General features: G+C 51.1%; 21 protein-coding genes and 1 tRNA gene. 10 read left to right on the top strand and 12 right to left on the bottom strand.

Annotated elements, in window-relative coordinates:
• The first annotated feature begins 2 nt into the window (after positions 1-2).
• From ACJHX3_RS13845 to ACJHX3_RS13835, 3 genes are read left to right on the top strand one after another with little or no spacing between them, the layout of a single operon-like run.
• Positions 3-1262, top strand: a complete 1260-nt coding sequence (locus ACJHX3_RS13845) for a DUF1116 domain-containing protein (protein ID WP_087890741.1) — start codon at positions 3-5, stop codon at positions 1260-1262.
• A 10-nt stretch (positions 1263-1272) separates the two neighbouring features.
• Positions 1273-2088 carry a DUF2877 domain-containing protein gene (locus ACJHX3_RS13840; RefSeq protein ID WP_094308248.1) on the top strand — a complete coding sequence of 272 codons (816 nt, stop codon included), beginning with the start codon at positions 1273-1275 and terminating at the stop codon, positions 2086-2088.
• The gene (locus tag ACJHX3_RS13835; protein WP_094321799.1) at positions 2085-2978 is read left to right on the top strand and encodes a carbamate kinase; all 894 of its coding nucleotides are present in this window, start codon (positions 2085-2087) and stop codon (positions 2976-2978) included. The genes ACJHX3_RS13840 and ACJHX3_RS13835 overlap by 4 nt, the downstream gene beginning before the upstream one ends.
• Positions 2979-3104: 126 nt before the next feature.
• On the opposite strand, the gene purK is transcribed toward ACJHX3_RS13835, so the two are convergent.
• From purK to ppiB, 4 genes are all read right to left on the bottom strand, one after another.
• A complete protein-coding gene (gene purK, locus ACJHX3_RS13830) occupies positions 3105-4172 on the bottom strand; it encodes a 5-(carboxyamino)imidazole ribonucleotide synthase (protein WP_000815532.1) in 1068 nt (355 codons plus the stop codon).
• Positions 4169-4678, bottom strand: a complete 510-nt coding sequence (gene purE / locus ACJHX3_RS13825; RefSeq protein ID WP_001295318.1) for a 5-(carboxyamino)imidazole ribonucleotide mutase — start codon at positions 4676-4678, stop codon at positions 4169-4171. The genes purK and purE overlap by 4 nt, the downstream gene beginning before the upstream one ends.
• 116 nt (positions 4679-4794) lie before the next feature.
• Entirely contained in the window at positions 4795-5517 is a 723-nt protein-coding gene (gene lpxH, locus ACJHX3_RS13820; RefSeq protein WP_000212237.1) for a UDP-2,3-diacylglucosamine diphosphatase, read from the bottom strand.
• Between the two features lie 2 nt (positions 5518-5519).
• Positions 5520-6014 carry a peptidylprolyl isomerase B gene (gene ppiB, locus ACJHX3_RS13815; RefSeq protein ID WP_000256006.1) on the bottom strand — a complete coding sequence of 165 codons (495 nt, stop codon included), beginning with the start codon at positions 6012-6014 and terminating at the stop codon, positions 5520-5522.
• A 173-nt stretch (positions 6015-6187) separates the two neighbouring features.
• On the opposite strand from ppiB, the gene cysS reads away from it, so the two are divergent.
• Positions 6188-7573 carry a cysteine--tRNA ligase gene (gene cysS / locus ACJHX3_RS13810; protein ID WP_000912345.1) on the top strand — a complete coding sequence of 462 codons (1386 nt, stop codon included), beginning with the start codon at positions 6188-6190 and terminating at the stop codon, positions 7571-7573.
• A gap of 35 nt (positions 7574-7608) precedes the next feature.
• Here cysS and ACJHX3_RS13805 read toward each other — a convergent pair whose 3' ends face one another.
• The 3 genes from ACJHX3_RS13805 to folD all read right to left on the bottom strand — a co-directional run bounded on the left by ACJHX3_RS13805 (position 7609) and on the right by folD (position 9318).
• Positions 7609-8130 (bottom strand): metal-dependent hydrolase, encoded by a 522-nt coding sequence (locus ACJHX3_RS13805; protein WP_094308247.1) that lies wholly within the window; start codon positions 8128-8130, stop codon positions 7609-7611.
• Between the two features lie 107 nt (positions 8131-8237).
• A complete protein-coding gene (gene ybcJ, locus ACJHX3_RS13800) occupies positions 8238-8450 on the bottom strand; it encodes a ribosome-associated protein YbcJ (RefSeq protein ID WP_000190288.1) in 213 nt (70 codons plus the stop codon).
• A gap of 1 nt (position 8451) precedes the next feature.
• Positions 8452-9318: a bifunctional methylenetetrahydrofolate dehydrogenase/methenyltetrahydrofolate cyclohydrolase FolD gene (gene folD / locus ACJHX3_RS13795; protein WP_000729161.1), complete on the bottom strand. Its 867-nt coding sequence runs from the start codon at positions 9316-9318 to the stop codon at positions 8452-8454.
• Between the two features lie 470 nt (positions 9319-9788).
• On the opposite strand from folD, the gene fimA reads away from it, so the two are divergent.
• The 5 genes from fimA to sfmF all read left to right on the top strand — a co-directional run bounded on the left by fimA (position 9789) and on the right by sfmF (position 15429).
• On the top strand, positions 9789-10331 hold the full coding sequence (fimA, locus tag ACJHX3_RS13790; RefSeq protein WP_000776555.1) for a type 1 fimbrial major subunit FimA: 543 nt from the start codon (positions 9789-9791) through the stop codon (positions 10329-10331).
• A gap of 219 nt (positions 10332-10550) precedes the next feature.
• Positions 10551-11243, top strand: coding sequence for a type 1 fimbria chaperone FimC (gene fimC, locus ACJHX3_RS13785; RefSeq protein ID WP_094308246.1), 693 nt, complete (start codon positions 10551-10553; stop codon positions 11241-11243).
• A 30-nt stretch (positions 11244-11273) separates the two neighbouring features.
• Positions 11274-13883 (top strand): fimbrial biogenesis usher protein, encoded by a 2610-nt coding sequence (locus ACJHX3_RS13780; protein WP_001308462.1) that lies wholly within the window; start codon positions 11274-11276, stop codon positions 13881-13883.
• A gap of 12 nt (positions 13884-13895) precedes the next feature.
• On the top strand, positions 13896-14903 hold the full coding sequence (gene fimH, locus ACJHX3_RS13775) for a type 1 fimbria D-mannose specific adhesin FimH (protein WP_000691065.1): 1008 nt from the start codon (positions 13896-13898) through the stop codon (positions 14901-14903).
• Positions 14904-14913: 10 nt separating this feature from the next.
• Positions 14914-15429, top strand: coding sequence for a fimbria assembly protein (gene sfmF / locus ACJHX3_RS13770; protein ID WP_001309313.1), 516 nt, complete (start codon positions 14914-14916; stop codon positions 15427-15429).
• A 2-nt stretch (positions 15430-15431) separates the two neighbouring features.
• Here the strand turns inward: sfmF and fimZ are convergent, their stop codons facing one another.
• Complete coding sequence (fimZ, locus tag ACJHX3_RS13765; RefSeq protein WP_094308245.1) at positions 15432-16064, bottom strand: fimbria biosynthesis transcriptional regulator FimZ; 633 nt, start codon at positions 16062-16064, stop codon at positions 15432-15434.
• 242 nt (positions 16065-16306) lie between these two features.
• On the opposite strand from fimZ, the gene ACJHX3_RS13760 reads away from it, so the two are divergent.
• A tRNA-Arg gene (locus ACJHX3_RS13760) sits at positions 16307-16383 on the top strand.
• Positions 16384-16428: 45 nt separating this feature from the next.
• Here the strand turns inward: ACJHX3_RS13760 and envY are convergent.
• The 4 genes from envY to nrfB form a co-directional block, all read right to left on the bottom strand.
• The gene (gene envY / locus ACJHX3_RS13755; protein WP_001177464.1) at positions 16429-17190 is read right to left on the bottom strand and encodes a DNA-binding transcriptional regulator EnvY; all 762 of its coding nucleotides are present in this window, start codon (positions 17188-17190) and stop codon (positions 16429-16431) included.
• A gap of 182 nt (positions 17191-17372) precedes the next feature.
• Positions 17373-18263: a DUF4434 family protein gene (locus tag ACJHX3_RS13750; RefSeq protein WP_094308244.1), complete on the bottom strand. Its 891-nt coding sequence runs from the start codon at positions 18261-18263 to the stop codon at positions 17373-17375.
• The gene (nfrA, locus tag ACJHX3_RS13745) at positions 18264-21236 is read right to left on the bottom strand and encodes a bacteriophage adsorption protein NfrA (protein WP_094321798.1); all 2973 of its coding nucleotides are present in this window, start codon (positions 21234-21236) and stop codon (positions 18264-18266) included. It lies immediately after the preceding gene.
• A complete protein-coding gene (nrfB, locus tag ACJHX3_RS13740; RefSeq protein ID WP_094308242.1) occupies positions 21223-23460 on the bottom strand; it encodes a cyclic di-3',5'-guanylate-activated glycosyltransferase NrfB in 2238 nt (745 codons plus the stop codon). The genes nfrA and nrfB overlap by 14 nt, the downstream gene beginning before the upstream one ends.
• Between the last annotated feature and the right edge of the window lie 149 nt (positions 23461-23609).

Genomic DNA, 23609 nt, shown 5'->3' with positions numbered 1-23609 from the left:
CCATGTTTACATCAGTGGCGCAAGCCAATGCTGCGGTTATCGAACAAATTCGTCGCGCTCGTCCACACTGGCTGGATGTGCAACCGGCTTCTTCACTTATCAGCGAACTAAACGAGGGCAAAACACTGCTTCACGCCGGGCCGCCAATGCGCTGGCAGGAGATGACCGGACCCATGAAAGGGGCGTGCGTGGGCGCATGTCTGTTCGAAGGCTGGGCGAAAGATGAAGCGCAGGCGCTGGCAATACTGGAGCAGGGGGAAGTGAACTTCATTCCTTGTCACCATGTGAATGCCGTCGGGCCAATGGGCGGTATTACTTCTGCCAGTATGCCGATGCTGGTGGTCGAGAACGTGACCGACGGCAACCGGGCGTACTGCAACCTCAACGAAGGTATCGGCAAAGTGATGCGTTTTGGCGCTTACGGCGAAGATGTCCTGACTCGCCATCGCTGGATGCGCGATGTGTTAATGCCAGTATTAAGCGCGGCGCTGGGGCGCATGGAGCGCGGTATCGATCTCACGGCAATGATGGCGCAGGGCATTACCATGGGCGATGAGTTCCATCAACGCAATATTGCTTCCTCAGCACTGTTAATGCGTACGCTGGCCCCACAAATTGCTCGCCTCGATCATGATAAACAGCACATTGCGGAAGTGATGGATTTCCTCAGCGTGACCGATCAGTTCTTCCTCAACCTCGCGATGGCTTACTGCAAGGCGGCGATGGATGCTGGCGCGATGATCCGCGCAGGCAGCATCGTCACGGCAATGACCCGCAACGGCAATATGTTCGGGATTCGGGTCAGCGGGCTGGGCGAACGCTGGTTTACTGCGCCTGTAAACACTCCGCAAGGTCTGTTTTTCACCGGCTTCTCGCAGGAGCAGGCGAACCCGGATATGGGCGATAGCGCGATTACCGAAACCTTTGGTATCGGAGGTGCGGCGATGATCGCAGCACCTGGCGTAACGCGCTTTGTCGGTGCGGGTGGCATGGAAGCGGCCAGGGCGGTATCTGAAGAGATGGCGGAAATTTATCTTGAACGCAATATGCAGTTGCAGATCCCAAGCTGGGATTTTCAGGGCGCGTGCCTGGGGCTGGATATTCGTCGCGTGGTAGAAACCGGCATTACGCCACTCATCAATACCGGTATCGCCCATAAAGAGGCGGGGATCGGGCAGATTGGCGCAGGCACTGTGCGGGCACCGTTGGCCTGCTTTGAACAGGCGCTGGAAGCACTGGCTGAAAGCATGGGGATAGGTTGAGGAACGCGCAATGACGATCATCCATCCTCTGCTTGCCATTAGTAGCGCACCGAATTATCGCCAGTCCTGGCGGTTAGCGGGCGTGTGGCGGCGGGCGATTAACCTGATGACGGAAAGCGGCGAACTGTTAACGCTGCATCGTCAGGGTAGTGGTTTCGGCCCCGGAGGATGGGTGCTTCGACGCGCGCAATTCGATGCGTTATGCGGTGGATTATGCGGCAATGAACGACCGAAGGTAGTGGCTCAAGGGATTCGCCTCGGACGTTTCACGGTTAAACAGCCACAGCGTTATTGTTTGCTGCGTATTACGCCGCCTGCGCATCCTCAACCGCTTGCAGCTGCATGGATGCAACGCGCGGAGGAAACCGGGCTTTTCGGGCCACTGGCGTTGGCGGCAGGCGATCCGCTTCCTGCTGAATTACGCCAGTTTCGCCACTGTTTTCAGGCCGCGCTCAATGGCGTGAAGACCGACTGGCGGCACTGGCTGGGCAAAGGTCCGGGATTAACGCCGAGTCATGATGACACGCTGAGCGGAATGCTGCTGGCGGCCTGGTATTATGGCGCTTTAGATGCGCGCTCCGGTCGCCCATTTTTTGTCTGTTCCGACAATCTTCAACTCGTTACCACAGCGGTGAGCGTCAGTTATTTACGTTATGCCGCGCAAGGATATTTCGCCTCGCCACTCCTGCACTTTGTCCATGCTCTGAGTTGCCCGAAACGTACCGCTGTTGCGATTGATTCGCTGCTGGCGCTGGGGCACACGTCAGGGGCCGATACGCTGCTGGGGTTCTGGCTTGGTCAACAATTATTACAAGGAAAACCATGAAAACACTGGTTGTAGCTCTTGGGGGCAATGCCTTGCTTCAGCGCGGTGAGGCGCTGACGGCAGAAAATCAATATCGCAATATCGCCAGCGCTGTACCTGCGCTGGCGCGCCAGGCCCGTTCTTATCGGCTGGCGATTGTTCACGGCAACGGGCCGCAGGTGGGGCTGCTGGCGTTACAGAATCTGGCGTGGAAAGAGGTAGAACCGTATCCGCTGGATGTGCTGGTGGCGGAAAGCCAGGGGATGATTGGCTATATGCTGGCGCAGAGCTTGAGCGCACAGCCGCAGATGCCGCCCGTGACGACGGTGCTGACGCGCATTGAGGTTTCGCCTGATGATCCGGCGTTTTTGCAGCCAGAGAAGTTTATCGGTCCGGTTTATCAGCCAGAAGAACAAGAGGCACTGGAAGCGGCTTACGGCTGGCAGATGAAACGTGATGGTAAATATTTGCGCCGGGTGGTGGCGTCTCCGCAACCGCGTAAAATTCTCGACAGCGAAGCCATCGAGTTGTTGCTCAAAGAGGGGCATGTGGTGATTTGCAGTGGCGGCGGCGGTGTGCCTGTGACGGATGACGGAGCAGGGAGTGAAGCAGTGATTGATAAAGATCTCGCCGCTGCGTTGCTCGCTGAGCAGATTAACGCCGATGGGCTGGTGATCCTCACCGATGCTGACGCGGTTTATGAAAACTGGGGAACGCCGCAGCAACGCGCCATTCGCCGTGCCACACCGGATGAGTTAGCGCCATTTGCCAAAGCCGATGGTTCGATGGGGCCGAAGGTAACGGCGGTGAGTGGCTATGTCAGAAGCCGTGGCAAACCTGCGTGGATTGGGGCGTTATCGCGGATTGAAGAGACGCTGGCGGGCGAAGCGGGGACCTGTATTTCGCTGTAGTCGTAGGCATTAGACATTTGTGCCTGATGCGACGCTTGACGCGTCTTATCAGGCCTACAATGGGTACCGGAGCGTTAAGCCGGATAAGGCGTTCACGCCGAATCCGGTAAGAATATGTGCACCAGGTTAACTGAACTTACTCTGCGCCCAAATCACGCCACTGGCATACTCCGGCGGCAGCAGCGGGATTAAGGCTTCCAGCGTCGCGGTCAGACGCGATGTGTCGCTGTCGGTCAAATTCAGATGCCCCACTTTACGCCCCGGACGGACTTCTTTGTCGTACCAGTGCAGATGCACTAGCGGCAGTTTCAGCCAGTCATAATTCACATCGCTACCAATCAGGTTGATCATCACCGACGGGCTATTCACTACCGGTTGCGGTAACGGCAGATCGGTAATCGCCCGCAGATGCAGCTCAAACTGGCTGATGCTGGCACCGTTTTGTGTCCAGTGACCGCTGTTATGCACACGCGGAGCCAGTTCGTTGATCAGCAGACCTTGCGGGGTGACAAAACACTCCATCGCCATCACGCCCACATAGCCCAGCTCCTGCATAATCGCCGACAACATCTCTTCAGCTTGTGCCTGTTGCTGCGCGTTGGCCTGCGGGAAAGCGACGCTGGTGCGTAAAATACCGTCCTGATGCAGGTTATGCGTCAGCGGATAAAATACGGTGCTGCCATCAAAGCCGCGCGCACCAACCAGCGACACTTCACCAGAGAAGTTTATGCCCTGCTCGACAATACATTCGCCGTAGGATTCAGCCGGTAACTGTTCGGTTTCATCGGCGCGTAAACGCCATTGACCGCGTCCGTCATAGCCACCAGTGCGACGCTTAACAATCGCCAGCTCACCTAAACGATCAAACACCGCAGGCCACTCGCTGCGATCGGCAAGTAACTGCCACGGTGCGGTCGGCAGGTGGAGCTTATCGAAAAGCTGCTTCTGAGTCAGACGGTCAGCAATAATCGGGAATACATCGCGGTTCACAAAGGCCGGATGGCGCGCCAGCTCGCGGGTTAATGCGGTTTCCGGCCAGCGTTCGATCTCAGCGGTAATCACACTTTGTTGAAAAGGCACCGCCGCCGGTTCAGCGTCCAGCCCGACTGGCCAGACAGCAATGCCTAACGGTTCGCCTGCCTGACGCAGCATACGGCCTAACTGCCCGTTACCGAGGACGCAAACCTGTTTCATGCCGCACCTCGCGGGTCCGGGTTTTCCAGCACTTCGTCAGTTTGGGCTTTGCGCCAGTCATTCAGACGCTGGTGTAGCTCTTTATCATGAGTTGCAAGAATTTGTGCTGCCAGTAACGCCGCGTTTGCCGCGCCAGCTTTACCAATCGCCAGTGTACCCACCGGAATGCCGCGCGGCATTTGTACGATGGAGTAGAGGCTATCGACACCGCTCAGTGCGGCGCTCTGTACTGGCACGCCCAGCACTGGCACCAGCGTTTTGGCGGCAATCATGCCTGGCAGGTGCGCTGCGCCGCCTGCGCCCGCAATAATCACCTGATAACCGTTCTCTTCGGCACTTTCGGCGAAGCTGAACAGTTTATCGGGGGTGCGGTGAGCAGAAACCACTTCAACGTGGTGTGGGACATTCAGGATTTCGAAGATTTCGGCGGCGAACTGCATGGTAGCCCAGTCGCTTTTGGACCCCATCACGATGGCGACACGCGCCGGATTATTGCGGGAAGACATGCGTCTTAAAACTCCTGTGGTGCACAACTCTCGGCTTTAGAGGGCACAGAGAATAGCACGGAAAGAGAGCAAGGAAAACGGTTGCGTGGCTGTGAAATCAGCAAAGTTGCGGGTATTTAAAACGGAAAATGAATCAGCTCAACGTCATCTGCCGTGACTTTCACCATTGAACCTTCAGTATGCCAGGCACCCAGCACGACGCGGAAAGCAGGTTGCTGATTGGCGATAAGTTCATGTACTGCCGGGCGATGGGTATGCCCGTGAATCAGCCATTGCACCTGATGTTTTTCCATCGCACTGACCACCGCGTTTTGGTTAACGTCCATGATCGCCAGCGATTTACTGCTGTTGGCTTCTTTGCTGTTCGCTCGCATTCGCGCGGCAATGCGTTTGCGCACAAACAACGGCAGGGCGAGGAATAGCGTTTGCAGCCAGGGTTTGTGGACTTTGGCGCGAAAAGCCTGATAACCGGCGTCATCGGTGCACAGCGTGTCGCCATGCATAATCAATACCCGGCGACCATACAGTTCGAGCACCTTTTCTTCCGGCAATAACGTCATGCCGCTTTCACGGGCAAAGCGTTTGCCGAGCAGAAAATCACGGTTGCCATGAATGAAATAACAGGGAACACCGGAATCGGACACCGCTTTGATCGCTGCCGCCATCTGGCGATGGAGTGGGTTGGGATCGTCGTCGCCAATCCACGCTTCAAACAGATCGCCAAGAATATACAGCGCGTCGGCCTTGCGGGCTTCCCCCGCTAAAAAACGCAGAAAACCGGCGGTGATCGCCGGTTCTTCCGCGCAGAGATGAAGATCTGCAATAAAGAGTGTCGCCACGATTACTCGCTAACGGTCACGCTTTCAATGATAACGTCTTCTTTTGGCACGTCCTGGTGCATACCGCTACGACCGGTTGCCACACCTTTGATTTTGTCTACCACGTCCATGCCTTCAACCACTTCAGCAAACACGCAGTAACCCCAACCTTGCAGGCTTTCGCCAGAGAAGTTCAGGAAGTCGTTATCAACCACGTTGATGAAGAACTGTGCAGTTGCAGAGTGCGGTGCCTGAGTACGGGCCATTGCCAGCGTACCACGGGTATTTTTCAGACCGTTGTTGGCTTCGTTTTTGATCGGGTCTTTGGTGGTTTTTTGCTTCATGCCCGGCTCAAAACCGCCGCCCTGAATCATAAAGCCGTTGATTACACGGTGGAAAATGGTGTTGTTGTAAAAACCTTCGCGGCAGTAGTCCAGGAAGTTTTTAACTGTTTCAGGTGCTTTATCGTCAAAAGTTTTGATGACAATATCGCCGTGATTGGTGTGGAAAGTAACCATTTTTGCATCCTGTTCCGTTTGATTGGTGCTTCAACCCGGTTCGGGTCATATATAGGGTGGTGTTATAGCATAACCGCACGATCGGATCATCACGCAATGTATGCTGATTCGCGCGGGAAATATGGGTATTATACGCAACTCAATTACCCACACATGTCTAAACGGAATCTTCGATGCTAAAAATCTTCAATACTCTGACACGCCAAAAAGAGGAATTTAAGCCTATTCACGCCGGGGAAGTCGGCATGTACGTGTGTGGAATCACCGTTTACGATCTCTGTCATATCGGTCACGGGCGTACCTTTGTTGCCTTTGACGTGGTTGCGCGCTATCTGCGTTTCCTCGGCTATAAGCTGAAGTATGTGCGCAACATTACTGATATCGATGACAAAATCATCAAACGCGCCAATGAAAATGGCGAAAGCTTTGTGGCGCTGGTGGATCGCATGATCGCCGAAATGCACAAAGATTTTGATGCTTTGAACATTCTGCGCCCGGATATGGAGCCGCGCGCGACGCACCATATCGCAGAAATTATTGAACTCACTGAACAACTGATCGCCAAAGGTCACGCTTATGTGGCGGACAACGGCGACGTGATGTTTGACGTACCGACCGATCCGACATATGGCGTGCTGTCGCGTCAGGATCTCGACCAGCTGCAGGCAGGCGCGCGCGTTGACGTGGTCGACGACAAACGCAACCCGATGGATTTCGTTCTGTGGAAGATGTCGAAAGAGGGCGAACCGAGCTGGCCGTCGCCGTGGGGCGCGGGCCGTCCAGGCTGGCACATTGAATGTTCGGCAATGAACTGCAAGCAGCTGGGTAACCACTTTGATATTCACGGCGGCGGTTCAGACCTGATGTTCCCGCACCACGAAAACGAAATCGCTCAGTCCACCTGTGCGCATGATGGTCAGTATGTGAACTACTGGATGCACTCCGGGATGGTAATGGTTGACCGCGAGAAGATGTCCAAATCGCTGGGTAACTTCTTCACCGTGCGCGATGTGCTGAAATACTACGATGCCGAAACCGTGCGTTACTTCCTGATGTCGGGGCACTATCGCAGCCAGTTGAACTACAGCGAAGAGAACCTGAAGCAGGCGCGTGCGGCGCTGGAGCGTCTCTACACTGCGCTGCGCGGCACAGATAAAACCGTTGCGCCTGCCGGTGGGGAAGCGTTTGAAGCGCGCTTTATTGAAGCGATGGACGACGATTTCAACACCCCGGAAGCCTATTCCGTGCTGTTTGATATGGCCCGTGAAGTGAACCGTCTGAAAGCAGAAGATATGGCAGCGGCGAATGCAATGGCGTCTCATCTGCGTAAACTTTCCGCTGTATTGGGCCTGCTGGAGCAAGAACCGGAAGCGTTCCTGCAAAGCGGCGCGCAGGCAGACGACAGTGAAGTGGCTGAGATTGAAGCGTTAATTCAACAGCGTCTGGATGCCCGTAAAGCGAAAGACTGGGCGGCGGCAGATGCGGCGCGTGACCGTCTTAACGAGATGGGGATCGTGCTGGAAGATGGCCCGCAAGGGACCACCTGGCGTCGTAAGTAATTGCGCTATTGCCGGATGCGAGTTTTCGCATCCGGTTATCGCCTGCACCACCACAACATTCCCATCAGTAGCATCCCCGGCAACCACACCCACATCAATTCAGAAATAATCACCTGATGTCCGTACGGCGTGGTGTAACGAGACAATGCAAACGGCGCGACTTTAATCACCTGCCAGGGAGCGAAAAAGCGTTCATCTGACCACGGCCACAGCCAGCCAACGCCCTTACCGCCAGTGGTTACCGAATCCAGCAAGCTGTGCGATAACAACGAGACGGTTAAAAACAGCCAGCAGCGAATCAGCCCAGCCCTGAACCATCGACGTCCAATCAGCACACATAACAGCGGGACAACAAACGCAAACACCAGCGAATGGGTAAACCCGCGATGACCAAAAACATTGCCGTAAGCAACGCCAAATTTAAACGACAATACGTCGGCATCAGGCAGCATCGCCAGGACGATTCCGGCAAATAAAAGACGCGGAGGGATGACTTTCGAACCCAACCCTAAACCAATGCAAAGGGGAACGGCGGCGTGCGTAATAACGGTTGGCATGATGATCGCTTCGGCAAAATGTCGATGCTATCAGCATGGATGAATGGGGCGTAGAGGGCAAAAGTCTGAAAAGAGAACCGGCCTGTTGTTACAGGCCGGGAAAGGGATCAGGCAACAACCTGTACGCTGTGACCTGCAAAACTCACTGTCTGCCCGGCGACGATTTTGCAGCGTTTGCGCGTTTCAACCGCACCGTCGACTTTCACCTGGCCTTCGGCAATCGCGATTTTCGCCTGCGCGCCGCTTTCGCTCCAGCCTTCCAGTTTCAGCAAGTCGCACAGCTCAACGTGCGGATGTTTACCTAAAGAAAATGTCGCCATGTTACTCACCCTGTGGATCATGATATTCAACGCACGCCTGTAGCGTGTTTTCAATCAGCGTGGCAACCGTCATCGGGCCAACGCCGCCGGGAACAGGCGTAATGTATGAGGCGCGTTTAGCCGCGTCTTCAAACACGACGTCGCCCACAACTTTGCCATTTTCCAGACGGTTGATGCCGACATCAATCACAATTGCGCCTTCTTTGATCCAGTCACCGGGAATAAAGCCTGGCTTACCGACGGCAACGATCAATAGATCGGCATTTTCTACGTGGTGACGCAGATTTTTAGTGAAACGGTGAGTCACGGTGGTGGTGCAACCTGCCAGTAGCAGTTCCATGCTCATCGGGCGGCCAACGATATTCGATGCGCCAATCACCACGGCGTTGAGGCCGAAGGTATCAATGTTGTAACGCTCAAGCAGCGTGACAATACCGCGCGGGGTGCAGGGACGCAGACGCGGCGCGCGCTGGCACAGGCGACCGACGTTATAAGGATGGAAACCGTCTACGTCTTTGTCCGGGTGTATACGTTCCAGCACTTTGACGTTATCAATACCCGCCGGTAACGGCAGTTGAACCAGAATGCCATCGATGGTGTTGTCGGCATTCAGCGTATCGATAAGCTCCAGCAGCTCCGCTTCGCTGGTGGTTTCCGGGAGGTCGTAAGAGCGGGAGACGAACCCGACTTCTTCACAAGCCTTGCGTTTGCTTGCGACATAAATTTGCGATGCAGGGTTACTACCCACCAGCACAACGGCCAGTCCTGGTGCCCGCAGTCCGGCTGCAATACGCGCCTGAACTTTTTGAGCAACTTCAGAGCGCACCTGCTGCGCAATCGTTTTACCGTCAATAATCTTTGCTGCCATCAGAGAGAGGATTCCATCTGTTACGTAGGTCGAAGGGGATGCGCCTATTTTGTCAGAAGCGGGGCGCGCTGTCAGGTTTCGTTTCAGATTTATCGCGTGAAGCGACCTCGTGCGAAGGTGAGGCGCACTGTCGCTGAGATTGAAAGCTTCATTTTTCGTCCATGATGGCGTTGTAAATCTGGAACTGACTTATTTCCTTGTCAAAGGATTAAGATAATTTAAGAAATACCTGACAATATAAAAAGAATTTTCAGCCTGGTAATTTACCGCTTCAGGTCTATATTTGTGTTGAATATATTTTGCGCGGAAGTATTCATCTAACGGGGCTCTCTATTTTTTAGAATAGAGTGCATATTTTCAATTAAGACATTCTTAGAGGATAAAAAGGAATTTACTACTATCAGTGTCTTAAATAAAGTAATCGGTTATATACGGATGTGGAGTCGATAAATGAGATTGAAGGAATATATATGAAATTAAGATTTATTTCGTCTGCGCTGGCCGCCGCACTATTCGCCGCTACGGGTAGTTATGCTGCCGTTGTAGATGGCGGTACAATTCACTTTGAAGGCGAACTGGTGAATGCTGCCTGTTCAGTGAATACTGACTCGGCAGACCAGGTTGTCACACTCGGTCAATATCGTACCGATATTTTCAATGCTGTTGGTAATACCTCTGCATTAATTCCATTCACTATACAGTTGAACGACTGCGATCCTGTCGTTGCCGCTAATGCTGCCGTTGCATTTTCTGGTCAGGCGGATGCAATCAATGATAATTTATTGGCCATTGCATCCAGTACTAATACAACAACAGCAACGGGTGTCGGTATTGAAATACTTGATAATACATCCGCAATTCTCAAACCTGATGGGAATAGCTTCTCAACCAACCAGAACTTGATCCCCGGGACCAACGTTCTTCATTTTTCTGCACGTTATAAAGGCACCGGTACAAGTGCATCAGCAGGGCAAGCAAATGCTGACGCGACTTTTATTATGAGATACGAATAATCAAAACCACGTTGTTTTGAATTATATATCACGTCTTATAACAAAGTAATGTACCGGTTGTCTGAAGCGGTATGGTGGCAATGTAAATCGAAATCACGCTCACTTTGTATCATGCCGCTTTATTAAATGAAAAGGGAATGATGTGTTGTAAGAAACCAAAGCAATCATTTCTTTATACTCCTTATTTTTGCCGTCAGGAATACACAAGGCGTATTAACTATGATGACTAAAATAAAGTTATTGATGCTCATTATATTTTATTTAATCATTTCGGCCAGCGCCCATGCTGCCGGAGGGATCGCATTAGGTGCCACGCGTATTATTTATCCCGCTGATGCTAAACAGACTGCGGTATGGATTAGAAATAGCCATACCAATGAGCGCTTTCTGGTCAATTCGTGGATTGAAAACAGCAGCGGTGTAAAAGAAAAGTCATTCATCATTACACCGCCACTGTTTGTTAGTGAACCCAAAAGCGAAAATACTTTGCGTATTATTTACACCGGTCCACCGCTGGCGGCAGATCGTGAGTCTTTGTTCTGGATGAATGTTAAGACGATCCCTTCGGTAGATAAAAATGCATTGAACGGCAGGAATGTTTTGCAACTGGCGATTTTATCGCGCATGAAATTATTTCTCCGTCCAATTCAATTACAAGAATTACCCGCAGAAGCGTCGGACACACTCAAGTTTTCGCGATCCGGTAACTATATCAATGTTCATAATCCATCACCTTTTTATGTCACCCTGGTTAACTTGCAAGTGGGCAGCCAAAAACTGGGGAATGCTATGGCTGCACCCAGAGTTAATTCACAAATTCCCTTACCCTCAGGAGTGCAGGGAAAGCTGAAATTTCAGACCGTTAATGATTATGGTTCAGTAACCCCGGTCAGAGAAGTGAACTTAAACTAACCGAATCATCTGACAATATCAGAGCTAATTATGAAAATACCCACTACTACGGATATTCCGCAGAGGTATACCTGGTGTCTGGCCGGAATTTGTTATTCATCTCTTGCCATTTTACCCTCCTTTTTAAGCTATGCGGAAAGTTATTTCAACCCGGCATTTTTATTAGAGAATGGCACATCCGTTGCTGATTTATCGCGCTTTGAGAGAGGTAATCATCAACCTGCGGGTGTGTATCGGGTGGATCTCTGGCGTAATGATGAGTTCATTGGTTCACAGGATATCGTATTTGAATCGACGACAGTAAATACAGGTGATAAATCAGGTGGGTTAATGCCTTGTTTTAATCAGGCACTCCTTGAACGAATTGGCCTTAATAGCAGTGCATTCCCCGAGTTAGCCCAGCAGCAAAATAATAAATGCATTAATTTACTGAAAGCTGTACCTGATGCCACAATTAACTTTGATTTTGCAGCGATGCGCCTGAACATCACTATTCCTCAGATAGCGTTGTTGAGTAGCGCTCACGGTTACATTCCGCCTGAAGAGTGGGATGAAGGTATTCCTGCTTTACTCCTGAATTATAATTTCACCGGTAACAGAGGTAATGGTAACGATAGCTATTTTTTTAGTGAACTCAGCGGGATTAATATTGGCCCGTGGCGTTTACGCAACAATGGTTCCTGGAACTATTTTCGCGGAAATGGATATCATTCAGAACAGTGGAATAATATTGGCACCTGGGTACAGCGCGCCATTATTCCGCTGAAAAGTGAACTGGTAATGGGAGACGGCAATACAGGAAGTGATATTTTCGATGGCGTTGGATTTCGTGGTGTACGGCTTTACTCTTCCGATAATATGTATCCTGATAGCCAGCAAGGGTTTGCCCCAACGGTACGTGGGATTGCCCGTACGGCGGCCCAGCTAACGATTCGGCAAAATGGTTTTATTATCTATCAAAGCTATGTTTCCCCCGGCGCTTTTGAAATTACAGATTTGCACCCGACATCTTCAAATGGCGATCTGGACGTCACCATCGACGAGCGCGATGGTAATCAGCAGAATTACACGATTCCGTATTCAACAGTGCCAATTTTACAACGCGAAGGGCGTTTCAAATTTGACCTGACGGCGGGTGATTTTCGTAGCGGTAATAGTCAGCAATCGTCGCCTTTCTTTTTTCAGGGCACGGCACTCGGCGGTTTACCACAGGAATTTACTGCCTACGGCGGGACGCAATTATCTGCAAATTACACCGCCTTTTTATTAGGGCTGGGGCGCAATCTCGGGAACTGGGGCGCAGTGTCGCTGGATGTAACGCATGCGCGCAGTCAGTTAGCCGACGACAGTCGTCATGAGGGGGATTCCATTCGCTTCCTCTATGCGAAATCAATGAACACTTTCGGCACCAATTTTCAGTTAATGGGTTACCGCTATTCGACACAAGGTTTTTATACCCTTGATGATGTTGCGTATCGTCGAATGGAGGGGTACGAATATGATTACGATTATGACGGTGAGCATCGCGATGAACCGATAATCGTGAATTACCACAATTTACGCTTTAGCCGTAAAGACCGTTTGCAGTTAAATATTTCACAATCACTTAATGACTTTGGCTCGCTTTATATCTCTGGTACCCATCAAAAATACTGGAATACTTCGGATTCAGATACCTGGTATCAGGTGGGGTATACCAGCAGCTGGGTTGGCATCAGTTATTCACTCTCATTTTCGTGGAATGAATCTGTAGGGATCCCCGATAACGAACGTATTGTCGGACTTAATGTTTCAGTGCCTTTCAATGTTCTGACCAAACGTCGCTACACCCGGGAAAATGCGCTCGACCGCGCTTATGCCTCTTTTAACGCCAACCGTAACAGCAACGGGCAAAATAGCTGGCTGGCAGGCGTTGGTGGGACCTTACTGGAAGGCCACAACCTGAGTTATCACGTAAGCCAGGGCGATACCTCGAATAATGGGTATACGGGCAGCGCCACGGCAAACTGGCAGGCCGCTTACGGTACGCTGGGGGTCGGGTATAACTACGACCGCGATCAACATGACGTTAACTGGCAGCTGTCTGGCGGTGTGGTCGGGCATGAAAATGGTATAACGCTGAGCCAGCCTTTAGGGGATACCAATGTTTTGATTAAAGCGCCAGGCGCAGGCGGTGTACGCATTGAAAATCAAACTGGAATTTTAACCGACTGGCGCGGCTATGCGGTAATGCCGTATGCCACGGTTTATCGATATAACCGTATCGCGCTTGATACCAATACGATGGGGAATTCCATCGATGTTGAAAAAAATATTAGCAGCGTTGTGCCGACGCAAGGCGCGTTGGTTCGTGCCAATTTTGATACCCGCATAGGCGTGCGGGCGCTCATTACCGTTACCCAGGGCGGAAAACCGGTGCCGTTTGGATCACTGGTACGGGAAAACAGTACCGGAATAACCAGTATGGTGGGTGATGACGGGCAAGTTTATTTAAGTGGTGCGCCATTGTCTGGTGAATTACTGGTTCAGTGGGGAGACGGCGCGAACTCACGCTGCATTGCGCACTATGTATTGCCGAAGCAAAGCTTACAGCAAGCCGTCACTGTTATTTCGGCAGTTTGCACACATCCTGGCTCATAAAGGAAATTATCAATGAAGATAATCTGCAGATTATTATTGGCAATGGCATGTTTGTGTCTGGCAAACATATCCTGGGCTACTGTTTGTGCAAATAGTACTGGCGTAGCAGAAGATGAACACTATGATCTCTCAAATGTCTTTAATAGCACCAATAACCAGCCAGGCCAGATTGTTGTTTTACCGGAAAAATCCGGCTGGGTAGGTGTGTCAGCAATTTGTCCACCCGGCACGCTGGTGAATTATACATACCGTAGTTATGTCACTAACTTTATTGTTCAGGAAACTATCGATAATTATAAATATATGCAATTAAATGATTATCTATTAGGTGCGATGAGTCTGGTTGATAGCGTGATGGATATTCAATTCCCTCCGCAAAATTATATTCGTATGGGAACAGATCCTAACGTTTCGCAAAACCTTCCGTTCGGGGTGATGGATTCTCGTTTGATATTTCGTTTAAAGGTTATTCGTCCCTTTATTAACATGGTGGAGATCCCCAGACAGGTGATGTTTACCGTGTATGTGACATCAACGCCTAACGATCCGTTGGTTACACCTGTTTATACCATTAGTTTTGGTGGCCGGGTTGAAGTACCGCAAAACTGCGAATTAAATGCCGGGCAAATTGTTGAATTTGATTTTGGTGATATCGGCGCATCGTTATTTAGTGCGGCAGGGCCGGGGAATCGACCAGCTGGTGTCATGCCGCAAACCAAGAGCATTGCGATCAAATGTACGAATGTTGCTGCGCAGGCTTATTTAACAATGCGTCTGGAAGCCAGTGCCGTTTCTGGTCAGGCGATGGTGTCGGACAATCAGGATTTAGGTTTTATTGTGGCCGATCAGAACGATACGCCGATCACGCCTAACGATCTCAATAGCGTTATTCCTTTCCGTCTGGATGCAGCTGCGGCAGCCAATGTCACACTTCGCGCCTGGCCTATCAGTATTACCGGTCAAAAACCGACCGAAGGGCCGTTTAGCGCGCTGGGGTATTTACGCGTCGATTATCAATGAGGTACGGAGAATGAGAAGAGTGCTCTTTAGCTGTTTCTGCGGGCTACTGTGGAGTTCCAGTGGATGGGCAGTTGACCCTTTAGGAACGATTAATATCAATTTGCACGGTAACGTTGTTGATTTCTCCTGTACCGTAAACACAGCGGATATTGATAAGACGGTAGATTTAGGCAGATGGCCTACGACACAACTACTGACCGCTGGCGATACCACGGCACTCGTCCCTTTTAGCCTGCGGCTGGAGGGATGTCCTCCGGGTTCAGTCGCGATTTTATTTACGGGAACGCCGGCATCCGATACCAATCTGCTGGCTCTGGATGATCCCGCAATGGCACAAACCGTCGCCATCGAATTACGTAATAGCGATCGCTCCCGGCTCGCACTGGGGGAGGCGAGTCCGACTGAGGAAGTAGATGCAAATGGCAATGTCACACTAAACTTTTTTGCCAATTATCGAGCGTTAGCCAGCGGTGTTCAGCCAGGTGTGGCGAAAGCGGATGCGATATTTATGATCAATTACAATTAATATTATATTAATTCATATAATTTGGCGTAGTCGATAAGCTCTACAATTGAATGCAAACCTAGCTTGCCATAAATATTAGATTTAAGCGCACTAACTGTTTTATTGCTAAGTAATAACTTATCGGCAATTTCTTTATTGGATAATCCGCTAACCAGATAACGTAATATGGTCACTTCACGATTAGATAGCACCGTGACCGTTGAGCTATTCGTACTGCATTTATTGCTTTTTATATAGTTGAGCGTTTCGCTGGGAAAAAAAGTGTATCCGGAGAGGATCATCTGAACGGCATGAAAAATATCATTCTGATCATTGCATTTACTGACAAAACCGTTAGCACCAGCTTGTATCGCTCTGCCAGCATAAAAGCATTCTGATTTCGATGATAAAAATAATACTTTCACTGTGCTCTGGATTTGTTTGATCCTTTTCAGGAAGGTAAAACCGTCTGTTCCGGGCAAGTCTATATCCATAATGATTAAATCAACAGGACGGGTTCGGAGATAATCGATGGTTATGCGATAATCATCCGTTTTCAGGACAATTTGCAATTCATTGTTTTTTTGCAACAGAACTTCAATAGACATTCTGATGATAGGATGAGTATCCATAATGATCACCGACGTTGGTTTCATAGTTACCAGTCTCATTGGATCGGACAATTTTCCGTTAGGGCGGGAAATTGTACTTTGATACATAAAAATACGGGTTTTCTTGATTCAGACGCGCAGCAATGTGCGTTTGTTTGCCGCTATAGCGAAATAAATCAGAAAATCAGACGCGGTCGTTCACTTGTTCAGCAACCAGATCAAAAGCCATTGACTCAGCAAGGGTTGACCGTATAATTCACGCGATTACACCGCATTGCGGTATCAACGCGCCCTTAGCTCAGTTGGATAGAGCAACGACCTTCTAAGTCGTGGGCCGCAGGTTCGAATCCTGCAGGGCGCGCCATTTCTTCTTCATTTATCCCCGTCTTATCCGTTTCCGCTTTGCCCTTCACCACATCACTTTTTGTCGCTGTTTGGCGAGATAATTCAACGGTGTCAGGCCGTAAAACGCCTTAAAAACAGAGATAAAGTACGACGTGCTGCTATAGCCACATAATTGCGCTACCTGAGTGATATTTTTGTTATCCATCAATAACATCTGTACGGCGTAACGCATACGACACTCTGTGACAATCTGGCTATAGCTGGTATTTTCGTTTTTTAATTTCTTTTTGAGCAGGCTGGGGCTTAAACATAGCGAACTGGCGACAATTCGCAGATTCCAGTAATGCTGAATATCGCTTTGAATAATGCGGCAGACGCTGTCGCGGACGCTGCTGCGTAAGATATACATCAGTAGGGCAATAAACCGCGATTGCTCAAGAAAGTTAGACAATACGGTAAAAAGCAATGCGCGCGTCAACTCCGCTTCGCAGGGTTTGCTGGGTTGCTGCTTGCTGTGGTTGGCGGCTAGCCGGAACACTTCCGGTGTACGGCTATGACAAGCGATAACCGGGGTAGCCAGCCGCGACCAGGGCTTTACGCAGGTTAAGTTCTTATTTAAAAACAACAGATAATCGTTGATGATGTTGCGGTTGATGTGGGTGATTAATACGTGATTTAACGTTGAGAGTTCAATGACGTTATTGTTGCACGCGAAGGCGGCCAGGTAATTTTTCGGAAGGGTAAACGTGGCATGGTTATTAACGCTTACCTCTACCTCTTTTTCGGTCAGGATCACCACGCAAGGTTCACTGCTGCTCAATTGCATTTCGCACTCCTCAGATATCAGAAACTCCGCTCAAAGGATCTATGCTTCCTGCATGAGTGATCGGCCCGTTCGCCGATAACGATCTTCTTTCTTTAGCACGCTTTTTAGCAATTAATCTTGATGGAATTCTGACGAGAGCGAAAGAGGTAAGCCAGGTCGTACCCGACTTACCTGGAGGGGATTTAATACTCGAGAATGCCGTGTGCGACGGGCAAATAGCGCAGAGAGAAATAGAGCGTGTCTTTACCGCAAGAGGAACGTTTCGCTAACAGCGAGGCGATCTCTGCATTCGGTTTCGGTTTCGCTGTAAAGGTTTTGCCTTTGCCGGCGACAAACAGTTCATAAACAATGCCGCTGGCAGGGGCGGAACTTTGGCAATCGGCGCTGGCCTGTAGATAACGTTCACGCTGTTCAGCGGTAAGTTTATTCACGCCGCTGCCATCCTGTACCCAGACATTAACGCCGGTTGTTTTAACTTGTTCCAGCAGTTGGCGATAGCCATCTGGCGACATGTTTCCGGCGAAAAAACTACTGATATAAACCGGTTTTGCTGAAACATCGCTAATCAACCGCTGCGCGTTGTTTAACCATGTCAGCAACGGTTGACGGGCGGCTTCGCTGCGCCAGTTCAGGTCGTCAATTTCCGCGCTGATGTACCAGCCATCCGGCGTTACGCCAGGCGCGGCGCTCCATAATCTGGCTTGCTGGAGATCGGCAGCCAGCAGGCGATTAAGATAGCTTTCCAGCGCCGCGGATGACTGTTTCTGGTGCATAAAAAATTCCGGATCGGCATTCAGCCCGACAATCAGCTTCAGGCCAGTCTGTTGCGCAGCTGCTGCACGCTTAAACAATAACGCGCGCTGTTCTGGCTGGGTGAATGCATCGCCGTAACGGGTCCATTGCAAAACCAGGGTATCGAAGCCTTGCAAACGTAACTGACTCATCAGCCCCTGCCACTGGGTATCGGTAACCTGACTATCACGGTTTTGTGGTTGCCAGATAATACCTTTCATCGCAAAGGAAAAAGGGCTGACCAAAAGCAGTGTCAGCAATACGAAAATGAACTTACGCATTTACCAGTGCACTCCAATGGTGAGAAACGCGTTGTTGCGCTCTCCGTTACGTTGATTAATCGCCTTAAAGGTATGTTGATATTCGACGCCGAGACTGACTTTGTGCGGCCAGGCGTCGTAGTGCGTCTCGCCGGTCCAGATATTCCAGCGGACCCCGACACCGCCAAGCTGCGCGCCCTGAGTGCCTTTATCACGATAACCGTTGTCCTGAACGTGAGCGTAAGGCTCAATAGTCTGTCCGTTCGCCACCTTCTGATGCCAGCTTACGCGATAATCTGCCGTCCACGCCTGAATATCCTGGCGGACATATTGCGCCGCATCGAGGTACAGGTTTTGGGCAAACCAGCCTGAACCGTTCGGGTGCCATTCGTCGCTGTATTTGCCGCCATTAAAGAATGAGGCGCTGGCGCGCAGCATGGTATCGGATGCGCCATTTTGCCCGTTCAGCGGCAACTGCTGTTCGACGGCGAGGAAAAAGATCTGATCGCGCAGCGGCTTCCAGCGCAGACCGGTGCCGGACATCGGATTTTTCACCGGCATCATCACCCCGTTTTCTCCGGTATCGGCAAAGACGCGGCTATAAACTGAGAGCAGGTCGCCTTCCAGCAGCATATTGCGTCCGATGCGGTACTCGGCTTCCAGTTGCCCATAGCTACGATAGCTTTTCCCTGGCGCTGCGCCGCCGACATTATTGTTAGCGGTACTCATTGCGCCGGAACGCAAGCCGATAGAAGAATCGAAACTGAACGTCCAGCGGCGACCGACCTCCTCATGCAGACGGCGGAAATTGAAGCGTTGCTGATTTTGCTCTGGGGTCAGTGGGGTTATCAGCGCCTGATTATCAATGTCATCAATCACCAGCCGGGCGTAGTGCTGCGTCGCAGGCATGTCATCCAGACGCTGGTTCACGTAGGCCAGTTGTCGGATAAGTGCCGGATCGTCCGGTAGCCCTTTATGCGCCTGTTCGAGCATTTCCCGCGACTGTGCGATATCACCGCTATCCCACAAGGCGTAACCGAGCGCTGCCTGGGTGTTGCTATTATTCGGTTCCAGTTCCAGAGCGGCGCGCAAATCACTCACCGCCGCCGGGACATTATGACGTTGGCGATAAATTGTCGCCCGCGCAACGTAAGCGTTGGCAGAAGGCGCAATATTGATTGAGCGCGTGAGATCGTTCAGTGCGAGTTCCGGTTGACCAGGAATGTAACGTTGCGCATGCAGCCACCAGTAGAGGGCATTGTTTCCCAGCCCACGTTGTTCTGCCTGCTGAAGCCAGCGATCGCGAGCCGCACCATTTCCTGCCGCCTGGGCGGTATTGGCAGCAGCAAGCAGATCCTCATTGCTCATGTCGTGAAGACTGATTTTCTGCCAGGCCGCCAGTGCGGTGGCGTAGTCCTCAACCTGATACGCCTGATAGGCTACCGCACGATGTTGCCAGGCGTTCGGTTGTCGTTGTTCGGCCTGAAGCCATGCATACAACGCCACACCGGGTAGCGTGTCCCGATAACACTTTGCCAGACGGTTCCAGGCGGCGGCATCGTAGGAAGGCGACATATCGCCCAGCAAGCGAACTATTGCCGGGCAATTATCTGCAATACCCGGCAACTGACTTTGCCACTGACGTTGCTCCGCCAGCGGTAAGGGTTTCGATAAAATCGCCACCTTCGCCGGAGTTGCCAGGTAAGGATGACTTTCCAGCAGAGACGCCAGTCGCGCCATTAAAGTCTGGCTGACACGCGCATCGCCCTGGAAAGGATAGCGTTGCAGCAATAAATCGGCAGCTTCGCGTGACTGCTCGTTCTGCATCAGTTGCCAGGTCAGTTGATCCAGGCGGGTAAGATTTGCCGGTTCTTGCTGATACAGCAATCGTGCCAGACGCAGAGCTTCAGCCTTGTTATGGGTCGCTACGCTAACGGTATAACGCTCCTCAAGCATTTCATTGGCGGGGAGGGTGGCGAGCAGTTTTTGCGCTGCGTCGTACTGACCTTCTTTTAACAGCACCGGTAGCGTCGCGCCAACAACATACTGGCGGTTATCGGCAAACTGTACCGTATAATTCGCCAACGCCTGAACGGGGTTGACGCTGTATTTAGATAACAGATAGAGCCAACTTTTCTCTTGTGCGTCCGTGGTAAACAGCGGCGTATTTTCAATGAGATAACGCTGGAGGCGTGCTTTTTCGCCACGATAAGCCAGCGCGGTCGCGTAAGTAATATATGACTGAGGATCGGTGAAGAGCCCCTGTGATTGCAGCGCCAGGATCCGATCATCCAGCTGCCCGGCAAGAAGCACGTCAAACCACTGACGGCGTTCTGCCGCGCTTAATGTGTTCTGCTGGCGTGCTTCATTGTATAGCGTATCTGCCTGGGACCATTGTTTCAGGTAGATTGCCCGTTGCAGCAGATCGGTTCGCAGCGTTTTTCCTTCCGGCGATGCAGCAAACGTCGCATCGTTCAGTTGCGCTCTGGCGACAGGTAATTGTGCCAGCCGCAGGGCATTCTGCCCGACTTCACTGCGACAACGCAGGGGCGGCGCAGCGTCGCACGCTTTTTGCTGGGCAAGCAGTTCTTCAACAGTCGTAACGCTTTTCACTTCAACTGGAATAGCCGCCAGACTGCGCTCAAGTCGGGCATCTCCTGGGTGACGTTTCAGTTGATCCTCAAGCAACAGCCGCGCCCGGGCATCATGACCAAAATGGCGATAGGCTTCCGCAAGGTATAAAGTCAGCGGAATATTATCCGGCACCTGCTGGTGTATATATTCAAATTCGCGGATGGCGGTTGCTTCGTCGTTATTTTTCTGTGCCTTCAGCGCCTTATCGAGACGGGGATAAATAACAAAATGGCGATAATCGCTCAGCCCCAGCTCTTCTGCGCTGGTGCCGATATTGTCTGCGAGTGCGCTGGTACTCAATAAAGACGTCAGCAGTAAACCAGACCATCCGATGACGCGATTAAGGTTATTCTCCTTCATTTTCGGACTCCAGTTGCGCAACCTGTTCTGTGTTTAAACCTGCTTTGAGTAATAGTGATTGCATCGAAACTTGTAATTCGCGTTGAATTGTCAGGACGCGATCCAACGTTTCCTGGCTGATAACGCCTTCGGTGACCAAAAACTTGCCGAGCGGCAGAGAACTGCGTTCATGGCGCAATAACAACACGTTAATTGCTGAACGATTAATATGACCGAGCGTGGTCAGTATTTCGGCGAACAGGAACTGATGCGGCACATATTGCCGCCAGATTTCACCGGCCTGCTGTTCCGTGAGCCACTGATGCTGAACCGCATTGTACAACATTGCCCGCGGATCGTGACCGCGTCGGCGTGCATACCAGTGACGTAACCCCGTGACAATTTGTCCGCGCAGAACAATGACGTAACGCACTTTGCGTCCGACTTTACGCGTCAGGGCTGCCAGCGAAACCGGGTCAATACCATCTTCACTGCCGACAATTAACTCATCATTTTCCAGACGCAGCGGCAGTACTGCATAATGCAGCGCCACGGAAGCCGGCATTTCGGCAATCAGTGATGAAGGGATCTGCCAGGCGTCGATGGATTCCCACGCCACGCCGTTTTGCTCTGCCAGCGCCTGTGCCAGCTGTTCGGCGCTAATCAGCCCCTGCATCAGCATTGAACCGCCCAGGCGTAGACCTTCGACGCGATTACGCAGTGCTGTATCGAGTTGTTCTTCAGTGATGACCTGATTTTCCAGCAGAATTTGGCCTAACGGGCGCAACGAGCGGGTATCGCCAGTCACGCTGGGGAAGTCATGCGTTGTTTTATCCCACGCGACGCGACGTGGATCGCCGTGTTGAAGTACCTGTTTTAACGCGCGCCAGTTGGCCATGAAGTTAATCAGGTTGCCCCAGAAAAGACGCAGGACAGATAGCAGCCCCTGCGTCAGACCGTAGTAGCCAGTGACAAAAATCACCCGCTGCACGATGCGGTTAACCATCAAACCAAAGTTTAGCCACAGCAGGGTCATTAACCATGCGCTGCCGCTGAAAATAGAAAGGAAATGCCAGGCATCGGGCCACAAACTTTCATACGCCAGTAACAGCAAAAGCTGGATCATCACCAGCATCGCGAGGAAGCTGACAAAGTTACTGATTGCCCCTTTGCGGTCGCGCCAGAGAAAGTAATTCAGCGTCAGGCTGGAGGTCCATTTATGGGTTTTAAAGCCCTGGAAAACAATGCCGATGATCCAGCGAGATTTTTGTCGAACCGCAGTCGAAAAGGTATCGGGGAAATATTCGCGCACGCAGATCATGTTTGACGTCCGCGCGTGCTGTAAAAATTTACGCTGCTCGCGTTCTTTGGCTTCGTCCACCACCGGAAAACGGACAAAAATTTCCGTCATACCTTTTTCTTTCAGGCGGAAACCAATGTCGTAATCTTCAGTAAGACTCTGCACGTCGAAAGCAATACCGTCACCGTCAGCTAACAGTGCGGTCACGGCGCGGCGGCTGAAACAGGTGCCGACGCCTGCGCTGGGCACCTGTCCGGCGAGGGCTTCACGCACCGGAACATCTTTGCCATGCAGTTCTGAAAACTCATCAATGTAAGTCATGCTGGTGAAGTGCGTCCATTCGCGTTCGAATGGGTACACCGGGATCTGAATCAGATCTTTACGCTCGACCAGATAGTTGAACAGACGCAATTCCATCGGTGAAATCACATCTTCGGCGTCATGCAGAATAAAACCAGCAAAAGCGAAATTGGCGCTACGCTCAAACTGGGTGATGGCGTCCAGCACGTTGTTCAGGCAGTCGGCTTTGCTGGTGAGGCCAGGACGCGCGCAGACTACCTTATGCACATTCGGGAAGCGAGCGCACACTTCGTCAACATCACGCTGAGTATCGGGGTCGTTGGGGTAGGTGCCAACAAAGATATGATAGTTTTCATAGTCGAGCGTGGTCGCCGCCAGCTCGGCCATATTGCCGATGACGCCCGTTTCATTCCACGCCGGAACCATAATCGCTAACGGTTTTTCATCTGGTTTATACAGTTCGCGGTAACTCATTCGCGGGTAGCGGCGATAAACACTCAACTTGCGTTTAATGCGGCGTACCCAGTAGACGACATCAATAAAAAAATCGTCCAGCCCGCTGATGAACATGATGACCGCTAACGTTATCGCGATTACTTTTAAGCCGTAGAGCCAGGTAGCAAAAACATCAAGAAGCCAGTCCACACAAAAACCTTACATTAACGCTGGTTATGTTTAGGGTGGCGTATATTAAGGTTTTTTATGACTTGTGACAGCTTTTTACCATTAATAGGTATGACTATTGCGGCACGTTATTTTTACACTGGTTATAAAAGTTGCCGTTTGCTGAATAA

Origin of the sequence: Escherichia sp. WS1265, from assembly GCF_046487585.1 — a bacterium.
Classification (GTDB): Bacteria; Pseudomonadota; Gammaproteobacteria; order Enterobacterales; family Enterobacteriaceae; genus Escherichia; species Escherichia coli.
Note: the sequence above shows the minus strand (reverse complement) of the source record. Positions and strands in the feature narration are given on the sequence as shown.

Coding starts and splice junctions, on each gene's coding strand:
- ACJHX3_RS13845 (WP_087890741.1), top strand. CDS start 3: ATGTTTACATCAGTGGCGCAAGCCAATGCTGCGGTTATCGAACAAATT.
- ACJHX3_RS13840 (WP_094308248.1), top strand. CDS start 1,273: ATGACGATCATCCATCCTCTGCTTGCCATTAGTAGCGCACCGAATTAT.
- ACJHX3_RS13835 (WP_094321799.1), top strand. CDS start 2,085: ATGAAAACACTGGTTGTAGCTCTTGGGGGCAATGCCTTGCTTCAGCGC.
- purK (WP_000815532.1), bottom strand. CDS start 4,172: ATGAAACAGGTTTGCGTCCTCGGTAACGGGCAGTTAGGCCGTATGCTG.
- purE (WP_001295318.1), bottom strand. CDS start 4,678: ATGTCTTCCCGCAATAATCCGGCGCGTGTCGCCATCGTGATGGGGTCC.
- ppiB (WP_000256006.1), bottom strand. CDS start 6,014: ATGGTTACTTTCCACACCAATCACGGCGATATTGTCATCAAAACTTTT.
- cysS (WP_000912345.1), top strand. CDS start 6,188: ATGCTAAAAATCTTCAATACTCTGACACGCCAAAAAGAGGAATTTAAG.
- ACJHX3_RS13805 (WP_094308247.1), bottom strand. CDS start 8,130: ATGCCAACCGTTATTACGCACGCCGCCGTTCCCCTTTGCATTGGTTTA.
- ybcJ (WP_000190288.1), bottom strand. CDS start 8,450: ATGGCGACATTTTCTTTAGGTAAACATCCGCACGTTGAGCTGTGCGAC.
- folD (WP_000729161.1), bottom strand. CDS start 9,318: ATGGCAGCAAAGATTATTGACGGTAAAACGATTGCGCAGCAGGTGCGC.
- fimA (WP_000776555.1), top strand. CDS start 9,789: ATGAAATTAAGATTTATTTCGTCTGCGCTGGCCGCCGCACTATTCGCC.
- fimC (WP_094308246.1), top strand. CDS start 10,551: ATGATGACTAAAATAAAGTTATTGATGCTCATTATATTTTATTTAATC.
- ACJHX3_RS13780 (WP_001308462.1), top strand. CDS start 11,274: ATGAAAATACCCACTACTACGGATATTCCGCAGAGGTATACCTGGTGT.
- fimH (WP_000691065.1), top strand. CDS start 13,896: ATGAAGATAATCTGCAGATTATTATTGGCAATGGCATGTTTGTGTCTG.
- sfmF (WP_001309313.1), top strand. CDS start 14,914: ATGAGAAGAGTGCTCTTTAGCTGTTTCTGCGGGCTACTGTGGAGTTCC.
- fimZ (WP_094308245.1), bottom strand. CDS start 16,064: ATGAAACCAACGTCGGTGATCATTATGGATACTCATCCTATCATCAGA.
- envY (WP_001177464.1), bottom strand. CDS start 17,190: ATGCAATTGAGCAGCAGTGAACCTTGCGTGGTGATCCTGACCGAAAAA.
- ACJHX3_RS13750 (WP_094308244.1), bottom strand. CDS start 18,263: ATGCGTAAGTTCATTTTCGTATTGCTGACACTGCTTTTGGTCAGCCCT.
- nfrA (WP_094321798.1), bottom strand. CDS start 21,236: ATGAAGGAGAATAACCTTAATCGCGTCATCGGATGGTCTGGTTTACTG.